This window comes from Shewanella sp. 10N.261.52.F9 (assembly GCF_041471165.1).
In the GTDB taxonomy this organism is placed as follows: domain Bacteria; phylum Pseudomonadota; class Gammaproteobacteria; order Enterobacterales; family Shewanellaceae; genus Shewanella; species Shewanella marinintestina.
The window spans coordinates 65041-84970 of the sequence record NZ_JBFRNX010000032.1 but is presented as its reverse complement, the minus strand read 5'-3'; the positions used below and the strand labels follow the sequence as shown (position 1 = coordinate 84970).

General features: G+C 40.9%; 18 protein-coding genes. 10 read left to right on the top strand and 8 right to left on the bottom strand.

Annotated features, from left to right (window positions below; genetic code table 11):
- The first annotated feature begins 397 nt into the window (after window positions 1-397).
- On the top strand, window positions 398-742 hold the full coding sequence (locus AB4298_RS19580; protein ID WP_371988049.1) for a Grx4 family monothiol glutaredoxin: 345 nt from the start codon (window positions 398-400) through the stop codon (window positions 740-742).
- A gap of 98 nt (window positions 743-840) precedes the next feature.
- Here AB4298_RS19580 and AB4298_RS19575 read toward each other — a convergent pair whose 3' ends face one another.
- Complete coding sequence (locus AB4298_RS19575) at window positions 841-2097, bottom strand: uracil-xanthine permease family protein (RefSeq protein ID WP_371988048.1); 1257 nt, start codon at window positions 2095-2097, stop codon at window positions 841-843.
- 176 nt (window positions 2098-2273) lie between these two features.
- Between AB4298_RS19575 and AB4298_RS19570 the strand changes: the two genes are divergently transcribed.
- Window positions 2274-3386 carry a DUF2066 domain-containing protein gene (locus tag AB4298_RS19570; RefSeq protein WP_371988046.1) on the top strand — a complete coding sequence of 371 codons (1113 nt, stop codon included), beginning with the start codon at window positions 2274-2276 and terminating at the stop codon, window positions 3384-3386.
- 74 nt (window positions 3387-3460) lie between these two features.
- On the top strand, window positions 3461-4171 hold the full coding sequence (gene hda / locus AB4298_RS19565) for a DnaA inactivator Hda (RefSeq protein ID WP_248997276.1): 711 nt from the start codon (window positions 3461-3463) through the stop codon (window positions 4169-4171).
- A 124-nt stretch (window positions 4172-4295) separates the two neighbouring features.
- Here the strand turns inward: hda and AB4298_RS19560 are convergent, their stop codons facing one another.
- The 4 genes from AB4298_RS19560 to bepA all read right to left on the bottom strand — a co-directional run bounded on the left by AB4298_RS19560 (window position 4296) and on the right by bepA (window position 8727).
- Window positions 4296-6263: a hypothetical protein gene (locus AB4298_RS19560; RefSeq protein WP_371988044.1), complete on the bottom strand. Its 1968-nt coding sequence runs from the start codon at window positions 6261-6263 to the stop codon at window positions 4296-4298.
- A 198-nt stretch (window positions 6264-6461) separates the two neighbouring features.
- Window positions 6462-6830: a DUF2069 domain-containing protein gene (locus AB4298_RS19555; RefSeq protein WP_248997274.1), complete on the bottom strand. Its 369-nt coding sequence runs from the start codon at window positions 6828-6830 to the stop codon at window positions 6462-6464.
- A 12-nt stretch (window positions 6831-6842) separates the two neighbouring features.
- Complete coding sequence (gene arsC / locus AB4298_RS19550) at window positions 6843-7193, bottom strand: arsenate reductase (glutaredoxin) (protein WP_371988070.1); 351 nt, start codon at window positions 7191-7193, stop codon at window positions 6843-6845.
- A gap of 73 nt (window positions 7194-7266) precedes the next feature.
- A complete protein-coding gene (bepA, locus tag AB4298_RS19545) occupies window positions 7267-8727 on the bottom strand; it encodes a beta-barrel assembly-enhancing protease (protein ID WP_371988043.1) in 1461 nt (486 codons plus the stop codon).
- A gap of 110 nt (window positions 8728-8837) precedes the next feature.
- On the opposite strand from bepA, the gene AB4298_RS19540 reads away from it, so the two are divergent.
- Together AB4298_RS19540 and AB4298_RS19535 are read left to right on the top strand one after the other, a co-directional pair.
- On the top strand, window positions 8838-9053 hold the full coding sequence (locus AB4298_RS19540; RefSeq protein ID WP_371988042.1) for a sulfurtransferase TusA family protein: 216 nt from the start codon (window positions 8838-8840) through the stop codon (window positions 9051-9053).
- Window positions 9054-9143: 90 nt separating this feature from the next.
- The gene (locus AB4298_RS19535) at window positions 9144-10238 is read left to right on the top strand and encodes an AI-2E family transporter (protein WP_371988040.1); all 1095 of its coding nucleotides are present in this window, start codon (window positions 9144-9146) and stop codon (window positions 10236-10238) included.
- A gap of 140 nt (window positions 10239-10378) precedes the next feature.
- On the opposite strand, the gene AB4298_RS19530 is transcribed toward AB4298_RS19535, so the two are convergent.
- Window positions 10379-11266, bottom strand: a complete 888-nt coding sequence (locus tag AB4298_RS19530; RefSeq protein ID WP_248997269.1) for a LysR family transcriptional regulator ArgP — start codon at window positions 11264-11266, stop codon at window positions 10379-10381.
- A gap of 142 nt (window positions 11267-11408) precedes the next feature.
- On the opposite strand from AB4298_RS19530, the gene AB4298_RS19525 reads away from it, so the two are divergent.
- Window positions 11409-12023, top strand: coding sequence for a LysE/ArgO family amino acid transporter (locus tag AB4298_RS19525; RefSeq protein WP_371988038.1), 615 nt, complete (start codon window positions 11409-11411; stop codon window positions 12021-12023).
- Window positions 12024-12115: 92 nt separating this feature from the next.
- Here the strand turns inward: AB4298_RS19525 and bcp are convergent, their stop codons facing one another.
- On the bottom strand, window positions 12116-12583 hold the full coding sequence (bcp, locus tag AB4298_RS19520; RefSeq protein WP_371988037.1) for a thioredoxin-dependent thiol peroxidase: 468 nt from the start codon (window positions 12581-12583) through the stop codon (window positions 12116-12118).
- A 20-nt stretch (window positions 12584-12603) separates the two neighbouring features.
- A complete protein-coding gene (locus tag AB4298_RS19515; protein WP_248997266.1) occupies window positions 12604-13140 on the bottom strand; it encodes a glycine cleavage system transcriptional repressor in 537 nt (178 codons plus the stop codon).
- A 239-nt stretch (window positions 13141-13379) separates the two neighbouring features.
- Between AB4298_RS19515 and dapA the strand changes: the two genes are divergently transcribed.
- The 4 genes from dapA to AB4298_RS19495 all read left to right on the top strand — a co-directional run bounded on the left by dapA (window position 13380) and on the right by AB4298_RS19495 (window position 19910).
- Entirely contained in the window at window positions 13380-14264 is an 885-nt protein-coding gene (dapA, locus tag AB4298_RS19510; protein ID WP_248997265.1) for a 4-hydroxy-tetrahydrodipicolinate synthase, read from the top strand.
- 3 nt (window positions 14265-14267) lie between these two features.
- Window positions 14268-15365: an NlpB/DapX family lipoprotein gene (locus AB4298_RS19505; protein WP_248997264.1), complete on the top strand. Its 1098-nt coding sequence runs from the start codon at window positions 14268-14270 to the stop codon at window positions 15363-15365.
- A 373-nt stretch (window positions 15366-15738) separates the two neighbouring features.
- Window positions 15739-16821, top strand: a complete 1083-nt coding sequence (locus tag AB4298_RS19500) for an efflux RND transporter periplasmic adaptor subunit (protein WP_371988035.1) — start codon at window positions 15739-15741, stop codon at window positions 16819-16821.
- Window positions 16818-19910 (top strand): efflux RND transporter permease subunit, encoded by a 3093-nt coding sequence (locus AB4298_RS19495; RefSeq protein WP_371988034.1) that lies wholly within the window; start codon window positions 16818-16820, stop codon window positions 19908-19910. Before AB4298_RS19500 ends, AB4298_RS19495 begins: the two co-directional genes overlap by 4 nt.
- The last annotated feature ends 20 nt before the right edge of the window (window positions 19911-19930 follow it).

Genomic DNA, 19930 nt, shown 5'->3' with positions numbered 1-19930 from the left:
TGTTTCTTCCAATTGAGCGATTATCTTAATCGTTTATTTCTATTATACCAATTGCATTAATAATCTGTTCATTCAGAGGGAATTCAAAGCACTGAAGGCAAGTCAGGAACTTGAAGCTAATAGTTATTCTATATCGAGAGTTTCTGGCGCAGCATGCAGTGCTTTGAAGCCCACCCAGAGGGAAGCGCTCAAGCATTCCACTTCTGCTTTGCATGGTCTCACAATAACCATTCTGTCGTCCATGCGCCTTGAATTGAAAAGCTTGAGCGCTTCTGAATTGATTAAATTACTAATGTAATTGGTATTGATATTATCCCTTTAAAAAGTAGGTTTTTGTTCTGACAAAGAGTGGCGTACAATGGGGCGATTGTAATGACGTTATAACCAGGAAAGAAAAATGGAAACAGTAGAAAAGATCAAGCAGCAAATCGCCGAAAATCCAATTATCGTATATATGAAGGGTTCACCAAAGTTACCAAGCTGTGGTTTTTCTTCTCAAGTAGCTCAAATCATGATTAATTGTGATGAGCAATTTGCATTTGTTGATATCCTCCAGCATCCAGATATCCGTGCAGAATTACCTAAGTATGCTAACTGGCCGACTTTCCCTCAACTTTGGGTTGAAGGCGAGCTAATTGGCGGTTGTGACATCCTGACTGAAATGTACCAAAAAGGTGAGCTACAAACGCTTATCAAAGAAACTGCAGCTAAATACAAAACAGAAGAAAACGAGCAAGCATAAGGCTGGTTTTTAACTGTTAAAAAAGCCCCTAATGGAGAAGTCCTTTAGGGGCTTTTTATTAGCTATTATCGGTAGCGCTAACGATATTTACTATCACGTTATGAAGGACGGTTAATTTCGTCACTGACAATTTTTGCATGGGAAGCTGCATTATCTGGCAGGATTAAATTCATCATAATCGCGACGATACCACAAAGGCTAATACCGGTTAGGCTGAAAGACCCAATACCAAAAGCCATGCCACCAATACCAAATACTAATGTCACACCCACAATACTTAAGTTACGTGGTTCATTTATGTCTACTTGGTTTTTGATTAGTGAATTTAGGCCTACAGCAGCAATAGAGCCAAACAATAAGCACATAATACCGCCCATAACCGGAACAGGAATGGTTTGAAGTAGTGCCCCCAGTTTGCCAACAAATGAGAACAAAATGGCGGTAATAGCAGTCCAAGTCATCACCACCGGGTTAAAATTTTTCGTCAGAGTGACTGCGCCGGTTACTTCAGAGTAAGTGGTATTTGGCGGTCCACCAAATGCAGAGGCTGCGATAGTTGCCACACCGTCACCTGCTAATGTACGGTGTAATCCAGGCTTTTTAAGGTAGTCTTTACCTGTAACGTTTGAAATCGCGAGGATATCGCCAATATGTTCAACGGCTGGGGCAATAGCCACAGGGATCATAAATAGAATAGCTTGCCAGTTAAACTCAGGGGCAACGAAATTAGGTAATGCTAACCAAGGTGCATCTTGTACTGGAGTAAAATCAACAATACCAAACGCTAAGCTTAAGCTGTAACCAACAGAAATACCGGCCAAAATCGGCATGAGTTTCAGTAGCCCTTTCGCAAAAATAGCAACCGCAATGGTTGTAAATAATGATGCTAGAGATATGAGCAGAGCTGTGTTTTGGTCTACTAACGCTAAACTGCCATCGGCGGTTTTACCTATTGCCATATTAACGGCTACAGGCGCTAACCCTAAGCCGATAACGATAATGACTGGGCCGACGACTACCGGAGGTAACAAGCGCTTAATAAAGCCACCGCCCTTTACTTTGATTACACCGGCGAGAATAACGTACACCACACCAGCAGCCATCAGACCACCCATGGTTGATGGGATCCCCCAAGTTTGTACGCCATACATGATTGGAGCGATAAATGCGAATGAGGATGCTAAAAAGATGGGGATTTGGCGTTTAGTGATTAGCTGGAACAGAAGGGTACCGATACCCGCAGTAAAAAGTGCAACGTTTGTATCGAGCCCGGTTAACAATGGCATCAATACCAAAGAGCCAAAAGCTACGAATAGCATTTGCGCACCTTGTAGCGGCATGGTCAAATTTTTCATTATTCTCTCTTATTTTTAAGTAAACCTATCAATAATAACTGGTTTGTATCACTTTGTGTGTGAGGTTGTGCAAATAACACTCATAAAGTTTGAGTGATTACAATCGCTTTAACTGGAAATAAATTGCAAAAGATGTGGTACAATTTTAATAACTGAGCCGTCTTTGAATTTAAAACATGCTGAAACTCATATTACGTATTTTTGTTATTTTCTCGTCTTTTACGCTGGTATTGACACTTGCGAACGCAGCTGAAGTAAAACAGTTAGATGAAGGCGTAGTGCCTATTGAATCGCGTTCTGCTGCGTTACGAAGCCAAGGGATAAAACAGGCTTTTGAACATGTAATTTTAAAAAACTCAGGTACACAAAGTGCTTTGGATAACGACGTAATTAAAAAGCAATTAAACAGTGCTAATGCGTTGATGACGCAATATGGTTATGTCGAGCGAGACGGTGAACTATTTCTAAAGGTGAATTTTGACCAAAAGCGTATTATTGCCTTGCTAAGGCAAGCGGGTTTACCTGTTTGGGGGAAGCAAAGACCGTTAACTTTAGTGTGGCTTGTAAATAGTGAAAATGGTCAACGAGATATTTTAAGTGACGGGGCAAATGTGGTTAGCCGAGATACGTTTAACCTAGCGTCTTCAGCTCGCGGTGTGCCTTTGTTATTTCCATTGATGGATCTAGATGATGCGATGAAAGTTGGCGTCAATGATATTAGAGGTCGTTTTGCCGATAGTGTGGCAGACGCTTCGTTAAGGTATCAGTCTAATTATTTTGTTTTAGCAGCGATCGAGCCTCAAGGGGCTGTTTTTAGTTATCAAATGGATTTATATCCACGAGAGAAGGACGCTCACGCGCTACAAATGAATTCGTTAGTTAGTAATAGCGGTGAAGTGGCTACAGTTGAAGAAGCTATTGCAGCAATAATGGCTGCTACGAGCGAATACTATGTTAGCCAATACGCGATAGCTGACTCGGGCGAGCGTAATACGACGAGTATTACCTTTACTAATGTTGCGAGCATGCAAGAGCTGGTTTCAATTGAACGATACTTAGACCAACTCAGCGCGATTAAGTCTGCTAGCATTGCCACTATTGTTGGGCAAGATGTGGCTTTCAATATTAGCCTGTTTGGCAACGATGCCGACTTACATCGTTTGATGGCTCTGGATCCGAGGATTGATGTGATTGAATCAATAAATCAGCAAAATGGTGATTATTCATCATTAGGCGAAATAGAACAGCCTCAGAAAGAGACACAGATCTATTATTGGAAAGGCCAATAACTCCCATTCAAGAGACACACATGCTACCATGTGTGTCTTAAATAGAAATATTGCGTCGTGTGAGAAGTCCCTGAGTGAAGTTAAACTCTCCTTTACAATTATCTCTGCCTGTCCATCTACCAGATGATGAAACTTTTAATAGTTACTATCCTGCTGCTGGTAATGACGAGCTGATTAAAAGCCTACAAGATTGTGCTGAAGGCCGGTCTGACGGTGCTGTATTTTTATGGGGACCAGAAAAATCTGGCCGAACCCATCTTATGCATGCTGCATGTGCCCATGCTAATGATCTTGGACGCAGTAGCTTTTATATTCCACTTGGGATCCATGCAAGCATTTCCACCGCTTTGTTAGAAGGCTTGGAAAAACTTGATCTTGTCTGTATCGATGATGTAGATGCTATTGCTGGTCATCCTTTGTGGGAAGAAGCAATATTTGATCTTTATAATCGGATCTCTGAGCAAACGACCTGCTCTCTCATAGTAAGTGCAAGTGTTTCTCCAAGTGAAAGCGGTTTTTCTTTACCTGACTTAGTTTCTCGAATGCAGTGGGGACTTAATTACCAATTGCAGCCTATGGCTGATGAAGAAAAATTGGCAGCGTTGCAGCGTAGAGCAGCAATGAGAGGCTTACAATTACCAGAAGATGTTGGACGTTTTTTATTAAATCGTTTGGCGCGCGATCTTCGTACCCTCTTTGATGTATTGGATAGATTAGATAAAGCATCGATGGTACATCAACGTAAACTGACGATTCCTTTTATTAAAGAGATGCTACGTTTGTAGTAGAGATAAATCGAACGCCTCTTGTGTCATCAAAGATAGCTCAGAAAAGTAAAAGCCCAGATAATGTATCTGGGCTTTTTGGTTGCAGGCTTTTAAAACCGTTAGCCAATTAAAAAGTCTCTATTCAATCTACTATCTTTGTTGGATTCTCAACGGGTTTAATATGCCTATCACCGCTATACCTGAGGGGGGGGAATAGTGGCTGTAAACTCGAGAGCGAACTTGTCTGTGCGCGGCTTTCTGTGCGGTTCAGGCTCGGAGATATCTCAAGGTTTTGTGCCCAAGATAGCCCTTTTGCCATTTGAATGGGATCAGGTAAGCCCTTGATCAAAGATGCTCCGTCAAGTTCTGGCATCATTTGATTGATAACATATACAGCTCGGTTTTCAAGTTTAATGTCACCAATACGGCCACGTTGCCCCCAATCGACGATGATAGAGTTTGCACTTGGGTTTTCCGGTTTATCGGTGATCCCCACATCGCGTTGTATTGCATAACGATGACTCATCAACGCTTCTTCAAACAACATTGCTGTATCTTCACGAGTAGTAGAGTAGGCGTAATAATCACTTGCTCTATCAGGGGAAAAGAAGCTTGTTACATCTGTAGGAGAGTAGTTCTTTTGAGTACTATTCGCAGTCTCTCCCCTAAAACTGACTTGAGCTAAACTCGCCATTTCCTGACTAATCAAAGGGTAAAAGTTACTGAGTTGGTCAGATACTAATGCCTTAGCATTATTACGGCGGTTGAAATCATCGAGTAGTGTAGGGCCTGATAAACTTGAATGCACGCTGCGCGGGAAAAAGTCGTTTGCGTGAGCTAATTCATGGTAAAGCAATGATGCTAAGTCAGGCATCATTTCGGTGGTTGTTCTATCGGTTCTGACGCTTCGTGGAACAGTATATGATGTGTAGTTGTTGTTTTTGACATATCGCCAAGGCATAAGGAATTTGAGTTCATTGCTAAAGCCACTGCGGTAATCAGGGGCTTCATTAATCGTGTCGCGCTCTTCAGCAAGTAGCCATAAGTCGTTCGGATCTAGGTATATTGCGCCTGTTACCACCCAATAAAAAGATGGACGAACATCATAGCTAATTACTATGGCAGTAACGGATTGCAGTAGAGTTGAAAAATCACCACTAGGATCAAGATTCTCAAGTACATACTCAAAATTTTCACCCATCCACTGATGGGAGACGAGTAACCTGTCTAATATGGCTTGTTTGTCTGTAGCGGTTGTTTGGCCAATTAATGGCAACCTTGATGTAGTACAGCTTTGCTGAAGTTGGTTTGAATAAATACACTCTTGTAATGCGGTTGCGTAGGGAGAGTCAGCATTGTAAGCAAAGGTTTTAGCAACTCGCTCTTCAAAATAAGTTGATGTGATTGGTTCACCTTGGGTGATTAATAGACTGACATCGTCACTGCTTTGAACGCCGTTTATCGTAGCCGTAGCTCTTAGGATGCTAATAGTATCTTCACCGACATTTGGTGCAGTAAATAATGCTTGTTCTGGAGTACTGATATCTGCGTCAATAGCGGGGCCCACAGCTAAACACCAATTTATATTAGTCGGCATGCTATTGGTTGATTGGTCTAATCTAAAGCTAACCGAGTTACCTTTAATTGCTTGCTGATCTGTACGTACAGCAAGCTGATTTGAGTTAGCAGCCTGTATCGTTATCTCAATTGACTCATTGAAGGTTAGTCCTTTGCCAGTAGCTGTGACTTCAAATGAATAATTACCACTTTTCTCTGCAGTGAAAGCGAGAACCGGACTTTTAACACTTTTTAATACTAAGTTGTCACCAGATGTTTGCGTCCAGTTGAAAGTAAAATCATTTACCTTGTTATCATTAATTTTTACGATAATAGCGCTAGGGCGACCAGCTGAGTATTGTGATTCGTTATAAAACGTAAGGGCAGATTGGGTTGCAGTGGTATTTATGTCAGAGCCAGTGTCACAAGTTTTTAAACCCTCAGTTGTAATTGGCGGCATTACGCCGCCTGATGAGTCATCGTTGTCACTGCCACCACCACACGCCGTTAGTGAAATAACACTTAATAGGGCAAAGCCTAAGGATCGCTTCATGTAAATATCCTTTGTTTATTCAATTTGCTGCAAATAATTAAGCTATTACATTGAATATAGCACGGGCGTTGTTACGTAAAAAGAGTGTTGTTTGCGAGTTTGTTAATTGTTGAGGGTGAAAAAGTCTGGAGATGACAAGGTTGAAACTAAAGCAGGATACAGAAGTTTGTAGCTTCTGTACCCTTTAAGAAAGGGAAACTACTTTTTCTTTTTTAAACCTAAGCCCAGCTCTCGGCCACGTAGACGGGCATAAAAAGGAAAGCCAATTAAAAGTGCGGCAATAAGTAATGATTCTGCTATAGCAAACAGTAGGTCAGTTTCAGTTACATAAACTAAGGTTAATGCATGCAACATATATAGGCATAAAATGAAACTTGCCCAAGCGTAAGTATAAGGCTTGCCAGTTAAGATACCTTTTAGCGGTAAAAGCAACGGTATCAGCCAAAGAAGACTAAACAGCATAGAATATTCGCCTGTTAGCCCTTGGCGTATAAACCATGCCCCTAACATCATTACTAACACCATATATCCGGCACGGCATAGTTTAAATAGGGTGGTTGAGCTCATTGGATTACTCCATTATAAGATTGCTAATACACTTTCAGGAGGACGACCAATAGCGGCTTTATTGTTAGCAAGCACGATAGGGCGTTCAATTAACTTCGGCGTATCGACCATGGCTTGGATTAATTGAGCTGTTGTCAACGAAGGTTCACCTAATCCTTGCTCTTTGTATTCAGCTTCTTTTGTGCGCATCATTGCTCTTGGTTCAACATTGAGTTTACTTAATATATCTTCAAGCACAGCAGTTGAAAGCGGGGTCTTCAAATATTCAATGACTTCAATTGAACAATTATTTTCTTCCAGCAGCGCTAAAGTTTGACGGCTTTTTGAACATCTTGGATTGTGATAAATACTAACGTTATTCATAGTCATATTATTGTTATTAAAAGTTGTGCTCATGATACTTGAATTTGTGATTAGAGTCACAGTTAAACTATTACTACTGCATTTTCTCTAAAGCTCTATCTGCTTGTCTAAACTGCCTAATTCTAGCTTCGATACGAGCAAGTTGTAGTGCATCACCTTTAGACTCTCGGTAGGCAAAATTAAGCTGATCAATCGCTGTTTTATAATCAGCAATAAGCGCTAAAGATTCGGCCTTAACAAAATACTGCATCGCCTTATTACCATTCTTTTTATACGCTTCGTTCAGCAGCATATAAGCGAGTTGGTTCTGCTTATCGAGGAAAATAAGATCTTCAAGCAAAGGGATGGCTTTGCTTATTTGATTATCTTCTATATAGATATTGGCTAGGTTAGTGTTGACCACTGGAGACGTCGGCTTTAGCTGTTGTTGCGCTTTTAACAGGGCAATGGCCTCTTTATCAGCGTTCCTTTCATGCAGCAAATCCGTTTTAGTATCGATATAGAACAAGTTGTTAGGGCTTTTCGCTAATAAGTTATCGATAATTTCTTCTGATTCAGGATATTTTTTAAGCCTAAATAACGCTAACGCTTTGCCGTACTGAGCAGCACTTTTGAAAGCATAACGATTGTGTTTAAGCTGTTTTTCAAAGATTGAGAGTGCAGCTTGTTCGCTATAACCTGAAAAGCGGACTTGGATGCGTGCCTTCGCCAATTGAAAATCAAGATTATCTGGAACGTACCTGAATGGATAACGTTCAGCTCTAATTCGCGCTTCTGAAATACGAGATTCTGGCAATGGGTGAGTAAGCAACATTTGTGGCGGTTTTGTCGTAAAGCGGTAACGGGTAGCCAGTTTGCCAAAAAAGTCTGCAGCCCCGTTCGGATCAAATCCAGCATCAACCATAATTTGCATACCAATTCGATCAGCTTCTTTTTCATGTAAGCGCGTATAGTTGATTTTTGATTGGGTTGCTAATGCTTGAGTTGTTGCTAAAGCAGCCATACCTGCTTGTGGAGAGGCGATGGTCAATAATATCGCACCTAATAAGCCGGCAATAGTTGCCGTAGAGCTTTTTTGTTGAGCTTCTAAAGAGCGTGCTAAGTGGCGTTGAGTCACGTGGGTAATTTCGTGTCCAATGACAGATGCTAGCTCGCTTTCTGTATCTGCATTGAGAAACAAGCCTGTGTGCACGCCAACATGACCACCAAAGAACGCAAATGCGTTAATTTCATCATTTCTTAATAGGAAAAAATAAAACGGTGTTTTTACGCCAGTCGCGTGGGCAACCAGCTTATTGCCCAATTCTGTTAAATATTGGTTTAAAACAGGATCATTCAGCATTGGAGCTGAGCCACGAATAACGCGCATGTAAGCGTCACCAAATTCAGTTTCTTTTTCTAAACTAAAGGTGTTTACTGCAGCCGTGCCGAGATCGGGAAGGTCATTATTAGCATAAGTGACAGGCGAGCTAGTGCATAATATAAATGAGAGGGCACCTGCTATGACGGACTTTGAAAACGTTAATTTACTCAAGCGGATCCTTAATTTGGGCTATGCTTCTGATATCACTGAGTCACAATACTTGCTTGTGGTTTGCGTGACCTTTAGGATAATAGCCTTAGATTGTTTATAGCAAGTTCATTATGATTATTATTGATTTAACACCTTTTCGTTGCCCGTTACCGTTAGTAAAAGTCAAACTTGCGTTAAAGCAGCTCTCAGCGGGTGATAGTATCAGTGTTGTATTATCCGACCCCGGTTCTAGGCAAGATGTTCCCCGTTACTTAAAAAAAATCGGGCTCAGCCATACCGTTCAAGAAGACACAACAAGCATTTTGTCGATTATCGTCACTAAGTAGAAGATACTTTATATAATTTTACATAGGGTAAAATATTTTTATAACGATGGCTGGAAAGGACTAGAAAGGTCGTCTAACTAGGGAATTTGAATGTTATCTGTTTTAAGCCGTTGGTATAAAGAACGTTTTAGTGATCCACAAGCCGTTACCTTAGTTCTCATCCTTGCAGGTTTAGCCTTAGCAATCTATTTTGCTGGTGGTTTACTTGCTCCTTTATTAATCGCGTTAGTATTAGCATTTTTACTCGAATGGCCTGTAGCACAAATGGCGAGAATCGGTATTAATCGGACAACAGCAGCCTCTCTAGTGTTGGTGTTATTTATCGGATTAATGCTGTTAATCAGTTTTGGCTTAGTGCCCAGTATTTGGAAGCAAGGTGTTAGTTTAATAGCTGATCTGCCTAGCATGATTGATAAAGGTCTTATTACGGTTCAAAGCTACATTAATCAGTATCCTCAATTTGTTAACCCGAGCCAGCTCGATACCATGGTTGAAGAGCTTAAGAAAATGCTTGATACCCAGCATTTACTGGATATTGGGAAACAATTATTAGGTTATTCGGCGTCATTGTTAGTGGTTATGGTTTATGCCATTTTAATTCCATTATTGGTGTTCTTCTTTTTGAAAGATAAAGAGGAACTGATCAGCGGAAGTAAACGTTTCTTTCCTACTAATCGTGATTTAGCACGAAAAGTCTGGAATGAAATGCATCAACAGATTTTCAATTACATTCGTGGCAAGGTGATTGAAATAGTGATTATTGGCGTTGTGAGCTACATATTCTTTGCTTTTATGGATCTACGTTATGCAGCATTGCTTGGTGTCTTAACCGGTATGTCAGTATTAATTCCCTACGTAGGTGCAACTCTGGTGACCTTACCCATTGCATTAGTTGCTTTTTTCCAGTGGGGAGTGAGCCCTGAATTTGGATACTTGATGGTTGGTTATGGGATCATCCAAGCGCTTGATGGTAATGTCTTAGTGCCAATTCTGTTCTCAGATGCAGTCGATTTACATCCGGTGTTTATTATTGCAGCGGTATTAATATTTGGTGGGTTATGGGGAGTATGGGGCGTATTTTTTGCCATTCCTTTAGCATCATTAGTGAAAGCGGTTATCAATGCTTGGCCGGTTCCGAACAATGATTTAGCGAAGCAAGCTGTAAACAAAACAACAGAATCTTAGTGCTGAGGTTTACTTTAATGCTTAACGAATTTTAATTTGGCTATAGATAAATAGATAGTGCGAACAAAAAGCAGTCGAATTGGCTGCTTTTTATTCTATTCACTAATCTTGCGCTATAGACAAGTGAATTAAAGGCAAGATTAAACTAACGCTTGCTGGGCACTAGCGGCTAAGGAGCGGTAAACAATGCTAGTTTGCTTAGCTTTTATATTCCAATGTTGCCAATACAAGGGGACTTGCATTCTTTTATCTGGAAATATTTCTATAAGTTCACCTGATTCAAGCAGATCTTTTGCCTGTAAATGGCCCACAAGTCCGTAACCTAAGCCCATTTTTATTGCTTCAAGGAAACTTTCAGAGGAGGGGATTTTATGCTCTCGCCAACTTTTATCGCTAATCCCAAAGTAAAAGTTAACAAATTTGTCGTGTAATTTATCTTTGGTAGAAAAAACCACCGCTGGAGCCCGAGCAACTTCCTCTATTGGATCGTTTGATTGAAAGTATTGATCTGCGAACTCCGGTGTAGCTACACATAAATATTCCATATTACCTAAAAACTCGCTGCTGCAACCTGATAGCGCTATCTGAGAGGTTGTTACACAGCCAACGGCTTCACCGTTCTTTAGTAGGTTATGGGTATAAGCTTCATCGTCAACAATAAGCTCTAAAAGCCATTTATGCTGTTTGAATACGTCAACTAGCGCGGGTAAAAACCAGGTCGCTAAGCTATCCGCATTAACCGCAATTTTTACGATAGTGGGTAAAGACGGATCATCAACATCCATTTCCGAGCGTAATTCACTTTCTAGCAGCTGTACTTGTGAATAGTGTCTTAGCAATCGTTTGCCTGTTTCGGTGGCTCGAACGGGGTTAGTTCTTACAAGAAGTGATTGTCCAATCTTATCTTCTAATTGCTTTATACGTTGGGATACCGCTGATTGACTAATAAATAGATGTTTAGCGGCCTTATCAAATCCACCTTGAGAAACGACAATTGAGAGGGCTTTTAGATGGGCATAATCAAACATGATTTTGGTCTCTTTTGCTTTTATCAATAACTTATCAATCGCAATAAGTTTTACTTATACATTATTAATTTTATTAGTTGTACTTATTTTCTGCTTGAGACTATGCTGCGGCCCTAGAAATCAAACTGCTTTAGGGGGCATCATGCAAACAGCATTTATACAAGGTATGGGAATAGGCGGAAGCCTAATTATGGCAGTGGGTGCACAAAATGCGTTTGTATTAAAACAAGGGCTGAAACGTTCTCATTCATTACCTATTGCCGCTATTTGCTCATTTATCGACGCGATAATGATTACCGCGGGTGTTGCAGGTTTAGGACACTTAATTATTGCGTTTCCCTTAGTTAAAGATATCGCAAGTTTTGGTGGTGCTTTATTTTTGCTGGTTTATGGTTATGGTGCATTAAAGTCCTCTTTTTCAGATAACCGTATGGATAATGATGGTGACTTAGCTGCTGACAGTTTAAAAAAGGCAGTATTAACAACGCTGGCCATTAGTTTACTCAACCCACATCTCTATTTAGATACAGTGGTTTTACTAGGTAGCATAAGTGTGCAATTTGAAGGGACTGAAAAACAATGGTTCGGTGCTGGAGCTGTATTGGCATCTTTTGTCTGGTTTTTTAGCCTTAGCTTAGGCGCTAAATACTTAAGCCCGGTATTTAAAAAACCAAAAGCATGGTGTTACTTAGATCGCTTTATTTGTGTGACTATGTGGTCTATTGCCGCAGCACTCATATATCCATACATGATTTAATTCGCTGTTATTTAGGACGGGTCAGACAGAGATAAAAAAGGAGCCTTAGGCTCCTTTTTTTATCTTGATGTTAAGTCTCGAATGTAAATGCTTTAGTTTTTTAGATGAGCAAGTACGACTTCATGGTGGTCTTTAGTCTTAAACTTATTGAATACGTGTAGGATTTTACCGCCCGGGCCAATCAAAAAGCTCAGTCTGTGGATCCCGTCGTAGATTTTTCCCATGAACTTTTTTTCGCCCCAAACACCAAAGGCGTCAGCGATCGCATGGTCCTCATCGCTTAAAAGAGAGAAGTTAAGTGATTGCTTATCAGAAAACTTTGCTAGTTTAGCAACAGGATCTGGGCTTAAACCAAGTACAGTAACAGACAAATCGTTGAGTTCGTCTTTACTGTCTCTTAAGCCACAAGCTTGTACAGTACAGCCTGGTGTAGAAGCTTTTGGATAAAAGTAGACTAAAACTGGGCCTTTTTTTAGTTCTGCTTCTAGGCTAATCGTTTCATTATGTTGGTTTTGTAAGGTAAACAGTGGCGCTTTATCGCCTGCAGTTAAGGTTTGCATATTCTTATCCATTTATGTGGTTAGCTTTCGACACCTTGCATGCGCTCGATTGTACATTCAAGCGTTAATTCAGTAGCCAATTCAAACACGCCAACTTCAAGTTTATCAACATCCACTTTCTCAGGTACGTTGATAGTCAAATTAATATTTTGTGTTGGATTACCATCTTTATCTTCTTCGGCATGTGACTTAACCGCAGCGATATCAAGTGAGCGTTCAGCCATGAATTGAGTTATTTTTTTCATGGTACCGCGTTGGTCTCGACCGCTAAATGTAATATCTAGGCGTGAAATGTAGTTTTGTGGAGTGTGTTTAGAAGTACGCTTCATCACCGTTAATAGCTCGAGTTCAACACTAAGGCTTGGTAACGAGGTTTCCATCTTAGTGATTGATGGCCATGATCCAGCAAGCATCATGATTAAGGTAAATTCATTACCAAATAGCGCCATGCGACTATCAACGATATCGCAGTCACACTCACTCGCGAGTCGTGCAAACTTACTCACAATACCTGGGCGGTCGGCGCCCATTGCAGTAACGACCAAGTGATTGGACATCTAGTACCCCATATTTTTATTGGTTTGATTAAAAAACCGTCATTTAAATAACGATTTCTAATTGCGGTTGCTAATGCTATCACAACTTGATCCGTTTGCGATCTCTGTCATTGTGATCCCCCCACTTATTTAATATGTTTCAACTTGATGATGAATATGCTGAAGTCTTGCGTTGTAGTGCTTGTTTTTAGTGGATTGCATCAGTACCATAGCCAGTCCTGAACCCTTGGGGAATACACATGATATACGGAAGCATCGTTGCCTTAATCACACCAATGAATAGTGATGGCACAGTAGATTATAAAAGTCTTGAAAGTTTAGTTGAGTACCATATTACCCAAGGTACAGATGCCATCGTTGCCGTTGGTACAACTGGAGAGTCAGCAACATTACCCCAAACAGAGCATATTAGTGTTGTTGAGCAAACGGTGAAGTTTGCCGCTGGTCGCATTCCTATTATTGGTGGTAATGGCGCTAACGCGACAGCAGAGGCTATCGAGTTAACAAAAGGTTTATCGAAAGTTGGTGTCGCAGCAATGTTAGGCGTAACACCTTATTACAACAAGCCAACGCCAAAAGGCTTGATTGCGCACTATACTGCGGTGGCTCAAAGTACTGATGTACCACAGATACTATACAACGTACCAGGCCGTACTGCTGTTGATATGTTACCTGAGACTGTTGCTCAACTTGTTGATGTTAAAAATATTATCGGCGTAAAAGAGGCGACGGGTGATTTATCTCGCGTACAAGAGTTGCGTCGTTTGTGTGGTGATGACTTTATGCTTTACAGTGGCGATGATGCGACTGCAAGAGAGTTTTTATCACTAGGCGGAAACGGTGTTATTTCTGTTGCTAATAATATTGTACCAAAACAGTTTAAAGCTATGTGCGCTGCAGCATTAGCAGGTGACGTTTCGGCTGCATTAAATGCAGAAGAATCAATCAAAGGCTTATTTAGTACGCTGTTTTGCGAAGCAAATCCAATTCCAGTGAAATGGGCCGCCCATCGTATGGGTCTTATCAGTAATAATGAAATTCGTTTACCTTTAACTGAACTTTCTACTGAGTTTCATGGTCTGTTGCTAGAAGCGATGAAAAATGCCCGAATAGAGGTTAAATAATAAATGCTAAAGCAAATATCTCCACTGATTTTAGTTGCAGCCGTTACGGCATGTAGCACTCCGATTGATAGAAGACAGGCAAATGACACAGATCAAAACTATCAAGATTTGACTGTTGCACCTGAACTTATCATTCCAGCGGGTTTAAATAAGCCAACTTACAGTAAAGAATTTGATATTCCTGACGTAGGCGCTAAAGCAAATCAGGAGCTCGTGGGAGCAACTCTCGATATACGTCCACCTTTGCAAGTTTTGCCTATGGCAGAAGGTACGCGTGTTGAAGAAGGCAGCGAAAACATCAAAATTGTTGTTGAGTCTATTGATACTGAGATTGATCTAAAAGAAGAAATGTTCGATGTATTAAAAGAATACTTTGCTGACAAATCAATTTCATTGCGTAGTGAAGACTATGAGAAAGGAACACTTGAGACTGATTGGATTGAAAATGATGAAGTCATTGAATCAAGTCTTTGGGGTAGCGACAAGGTGTACAAACTAAAGCAGCGCTATTTGTATACTGTTGATGTCCGTCCGCACGGCCGTAGTGGCAATTTAACGATTGACTTGATCGACCATGAAGAAAGTTATGATGGTGATTTACAAGACATTCTATTAAGTGGTGAAGACAAGCGTCGTTATACCATTGATAGACTGAATGACTCTATTAGTTACATCAGTATTGAGCGTGCTAAAGCGTTGAAAGCTAAGCGTCTTAAGCAAAGTTTAGGTATCGATGTAAACTTGATAACTGAAGCTGAAGAAACGGCTTATTGGTTAGCTGATGCTAAGTTCAAGCGCACTTGGGACCGCTTACGTATCGTACTGCCTGAGATGGGCTTTGAAATAATCGATATGGACAGTAACAAAGGATTATTGTACATCAATGTAACAGATGACTCTGGCTTCTGGAGCTCTTTGTGGAGCGAGAAAGAATTACCTATCGAAGCTGGCTCCTACCGTATTGAACTAAAAGATGCTGCTGACGATAAAACAGAGATCCACTTATTAAATGCTGAAAACGAGCCGCTATCGAGCGAGGTTGTTACAGCTATTTATGAAGGTTTCTCGGAGCTTATGCAAGAAGATCGTAAGGTTCGTTAAGCTAATCTACATATCTGTTTAAGAAGGAGCCTTGGGCTCCTTTTTTATTTTGTGTCGCCTAATATTTACCTCAGTAACTTACTCTTTCTATTTTTTATTAGCTCAAGAGGCTTATGCATTATGAGAGATACAAAATGATGCTAAATGTTTGCGCTTAAGTTTTGTGACCTATTTTGTCCACAGGCATTTGATTTATAGAAAAGTAGCATCTTGCTAAGTTAGTGAATTAGATTTTAGTCCCCTGCAAGTTTGTTTTAGCAAACTGCTCTAGTGTGACTGAGATGTGTCATTTGTAAGAAAAAGTAAAACGTATTGAAGCAAAGTTATGTCTAGGTAAACTAACGACAATTAAAAGTAGTTTATGAAGGCATTCATGAGAAAAATAATAATAATTGTCATTTTACTCCTCATTGCAGGAGGATATTTTTATACTCAACAATCTCCAGTTAAACAGGCTAAAAAGTCTAGGCCTATTCCTAATGTAGTGGTAACAAAAGCTTCAATGGAACCGATTCGTGACGAAGTCGAGGCTCTTGGTACTAGTAAAGCCAATGAATCTATTACCGTTACGCCGAAAGTCACTGATGTGGTTACTCTTGTTAATTTCAGCGATGGTGACTTGGTTAATCAAGGCCGCTTGTTAGTACAGTTACAAGATAGTGAACAACGTGCACGGGTAACTGTAGCCAAGGTTAAAGTCAAAGATCATCAACGAGAACTTGAACGTATTCGAACCCTAGTAACTAGCCAAACAATTGCAGAGTTAGAGCGAGATCGTTTACAAACCTTGATTGATACGGCAAAAGCAGAGCTTGCTCAAGCTCAATCCGCATTAAGCGATAGACGCATTGCAGCGCCTTTCTCTGGCGCTTTAGGGTTACGACAAGTGAGTGTTGGTGCTCTTGTCTCTCCAGGTAATGCAATTACTACTTTAGATGATATCTCTGTCATTAAATTGGACTTTTCTGTTCCGGAGCGATTTTTGCAAGCATTAGCTTTAGGAAAAAAAGTAGAAGCATCCGCAGTGGCATTTGATGGCGAAGTGTTTGAAGGCAAAGTTGTGTCGATCGATAGCCGCATTAATCCAAAAACCCGAGCGGTTATCGTACGCGCTGAAATACCTAACCCTAAACAGCGTTTATTGCCGGGGATGTTGATGAAAGTAAAGTTAATTAAAACAAGCCGAGATGCATTGATCTTGCCTGAATCAGCCATTATCCCTATTCAAGATAGGCATTATGTTTATTGGGTCAATGATGAAGGTGTTGTTGAACAAAAGCAGGTGACTTTAGGATTACGTAAACGTGGTTGGGTTGAGATTACTGACGGCGTAGAGTTAAACGAGCAAATTATTATTCGCGGAATATTAAAAGTGCGACCTGGTGACAAAGTTAAAGTGACTTTTAGTGAGCGATTTAGTTTTCTTAAGCAGGCAAGTGTGGAGCCTGTTGTATGATTTTAACTGATCTTTCGGTAAAGCGTCCGGTATTCGCTTCAGTTATCAGTATTTTATTGATTGTATTTGGTCTTGTGGCATTCGAAAAACTGCCATTGAGAGAATATCCCAATATAGACCCGCCAGTGGTTTCCATCCAAACCAACTATCGTGGTGCTAGCGCTGCAGTGGTTGAAAGCCGCATTACTCAACTAGTCGAAGACAGGATAAGTGGTGTAGAAGGGATTAAACACATTAGCTCATCGAGCAGTGATGGACGCTCGAATGTCACCTTAGAATTTGATGTTGGCCGGGATATTGAAGCGGCTGCAAACGATGTGCGCGATCGTGTATCAGGTCTACTGAATAATCTACCTGAAGAAGCGGATCCACCAGAAGTACAAAAGGCTAATGGTGGTGATGAGGTGATCATGTGGCTGAATTTGGTATCAGATCAAATGACCACATTGCAACTCACCGATTACGCAAGACGCTACTTAATCGACAGATTCTCGGTAATTGATGGCGTTGCCAATATGCGTCTAGGTGGCGGCAAAGTGTATGCAATGCGTGTGTGGATTGACAGACAAGCTTTAGCTGCTCGAAACTTAACCGTAGCTGATATTGAGTCAGCACTTCGCTCTGAGAACGTTGAGCTTCCAGCCGGTAGCGTAGAGTCTAAAGAGCGTCATTTTACCGTCCGTTTAGAGCGTAGCTTTAAAACCTCTGATGATTTTGCCAATTTGGTTTTAGCTGAAGGGGATGATGGATATCTCATAAAATTGGGTGATGTAGCGAAAGTAGAGATTGGTTCAGAAGAGGAACGTATTACTTTTAGAGGTAACCGTGAATCTATGATTGGCTTGGGGGTATCTAAGCAATCAACCGCTAATACACTGGATGTTGCTCGTGCTGCAAATAAGCTCGTTGATCAAATTAATCCAACACTTCCTGCTGGAATGGAAATTAAACGTTCATATGACAGCTCAGTGTTCATTGAGGCGTCCGTTAAAGAGGTATACCAAACCCTGTTTATTGCCATGTTCTTAGTGATTGTGGTGATTTACCTGTTCCTTGGTAGTGTGCGAGCAATGTTGATCCCAGCATTAACGGTTCCTGTATCATTAATGGCTACCTTTATTGTGTTATTTGCCTTGGGTTACACGATTAACCTATTGACGTTACTTGCGATGATTTTGGCTATCGGCATGGTGGTAGACGATGCCATTGTGGTGCTTGAAAATATTCATCGAAGGATAGAAGAGGGGGATTCTCCTTTAAAGGCTGCTTACCTAGGATCTCGTGAAGTTGCATTTGCTGTTGTTGCGACCACTTTAGTCTTGGTAGCTGTATTTATGCCGATTACATTCTTAGAAGGTGATTTAGGTAAACTATTTAAAGAGTTCGCTGTAGCCATGAGCGCCGCGGTTATTTTTTCTAGTATTGTTGCTTTGACACTGAGCCCGATGATGTGCTCGAAAGTGTTAAAGCCGTCTTCACAAGATCCTTGGCTAGTCAGAAAAATTGATACTGGAATGGAAAAACTGTCTCATGGTTATCGGCAAGTTTTACACAGGGCGATGCGACATCCTTACTTGGTGTCTTCACTTATCTTGATTGCTTTAGTGAGTAGCGCATTCTTGGCGAAAGAAGTACCGCAAGAATTTGCCCCTCGTGAAGATCGTGGCTCTATGTTTTTAATCGTTAACGGGCCTCAAGGGGCAAGCTTTGAGTATATCGAGTCTTATATGGACGAGATTGAAAACCGCTTAATGCCACTTGTAGAAGCAGGAGAAATTAAACGTTTACTTATACGTGCGCCAAGAGGCTTTGGTCGCAGTGCCAATTTCTCTAATGGTATGGCGATTATTGTATTAGAGGATTGGGCGGTTAGACGTAGCGCTTTTGAAATTATTGGTGATATAAGAGGGCGCTTATCAGATCTGGCAGGTGTGCGTGCTTTTCCTGTAATGCGCCAAGCCTTTGGTCGAGGTGTTGGTAAACCTGTGCAGTTTGTACTTGGCGGACCAAGCTATGAAGAGCTCGCAAGGTGGCGGGATACTATAATTGAAAAAGCTAAAGAAAACCCCAACCTCGTTGGCTTAGATCATGATTATAATGAGACTAAACCACAACTACGTGTGGTAATAGATAAGGATAGAGCTTCTGATCTAGGCGTATCTATATCTCATATCGGGCGTACGCTTGAGTCAATGCTCGGCTCACGTCTAGTGACCACATTTATGCGTGATGGTGAAGAATATGATGTGATTATTGAAGGGAATCGTGAAAATCAAAATACGGCAACGGATCTTGAAAATATCTATGTGCGCTCGGATAGAAGTAAGGAGTTAATTCCGTTATCTAACTTGGTGCATGTGGAAGAGTTTGCCGATGCCAGCCAGTTAAATCGTTACAATCGAATGCGTGCAATTACTATTGAAGCGAATTTAGCTGATGGTTACAGCTTGGGGGAGGCACTCGAATACTTAAATGATTTAACACATGAATACCTGCCTGCTGAGGCAATAGTGAGCTACAAAGGTCAATCTTTGGATTATCAAGATTCAGGTAATTCAATGTACTTTGTGTTTATTTTAGCGTTAGGCATAGTATTTTTAGTTCTGGCGGCACAATTTGAAAGCTATATTCATCCGATGGTGATTATGCTAACTGTGCCTTTGGCAACGTTAGGGGCGCTTATTGGTCTTTGGGCAACAGGGCAAACACTTAATATTTATAGCCAAATTGGTATCATTATGCTGGTGGGACTTGCTGCCAAAAACGGCATTTTGATAGTCGAGTTTGCTAATCAGTTAAGGGATAAAGGGGTAGAGTTTAAGCAAGCGATTATTCAAGCATCTAGTCAACGCTTAAGACCTATTCTAATGACGGGGATCACAACGGCAGCAGGAGCGATTCCTTTAGTGTTAGCTGAAGGTGCGGGGGCCGAAACGCGTTTTGTAATCGGTGTCGTTGTATTATCGGGTATAACTCTTGCGACATTTTTTACCTTGTTTGTTATTCCAGTTGCTTACTCGCTACTTGCTAAAAACTCAGGCTCTCCTGAGATGATTGCGAAGCAACTTGAAAAAGAGTTGGCTGAATAAGAGAAAGTAAAGGGCATGAG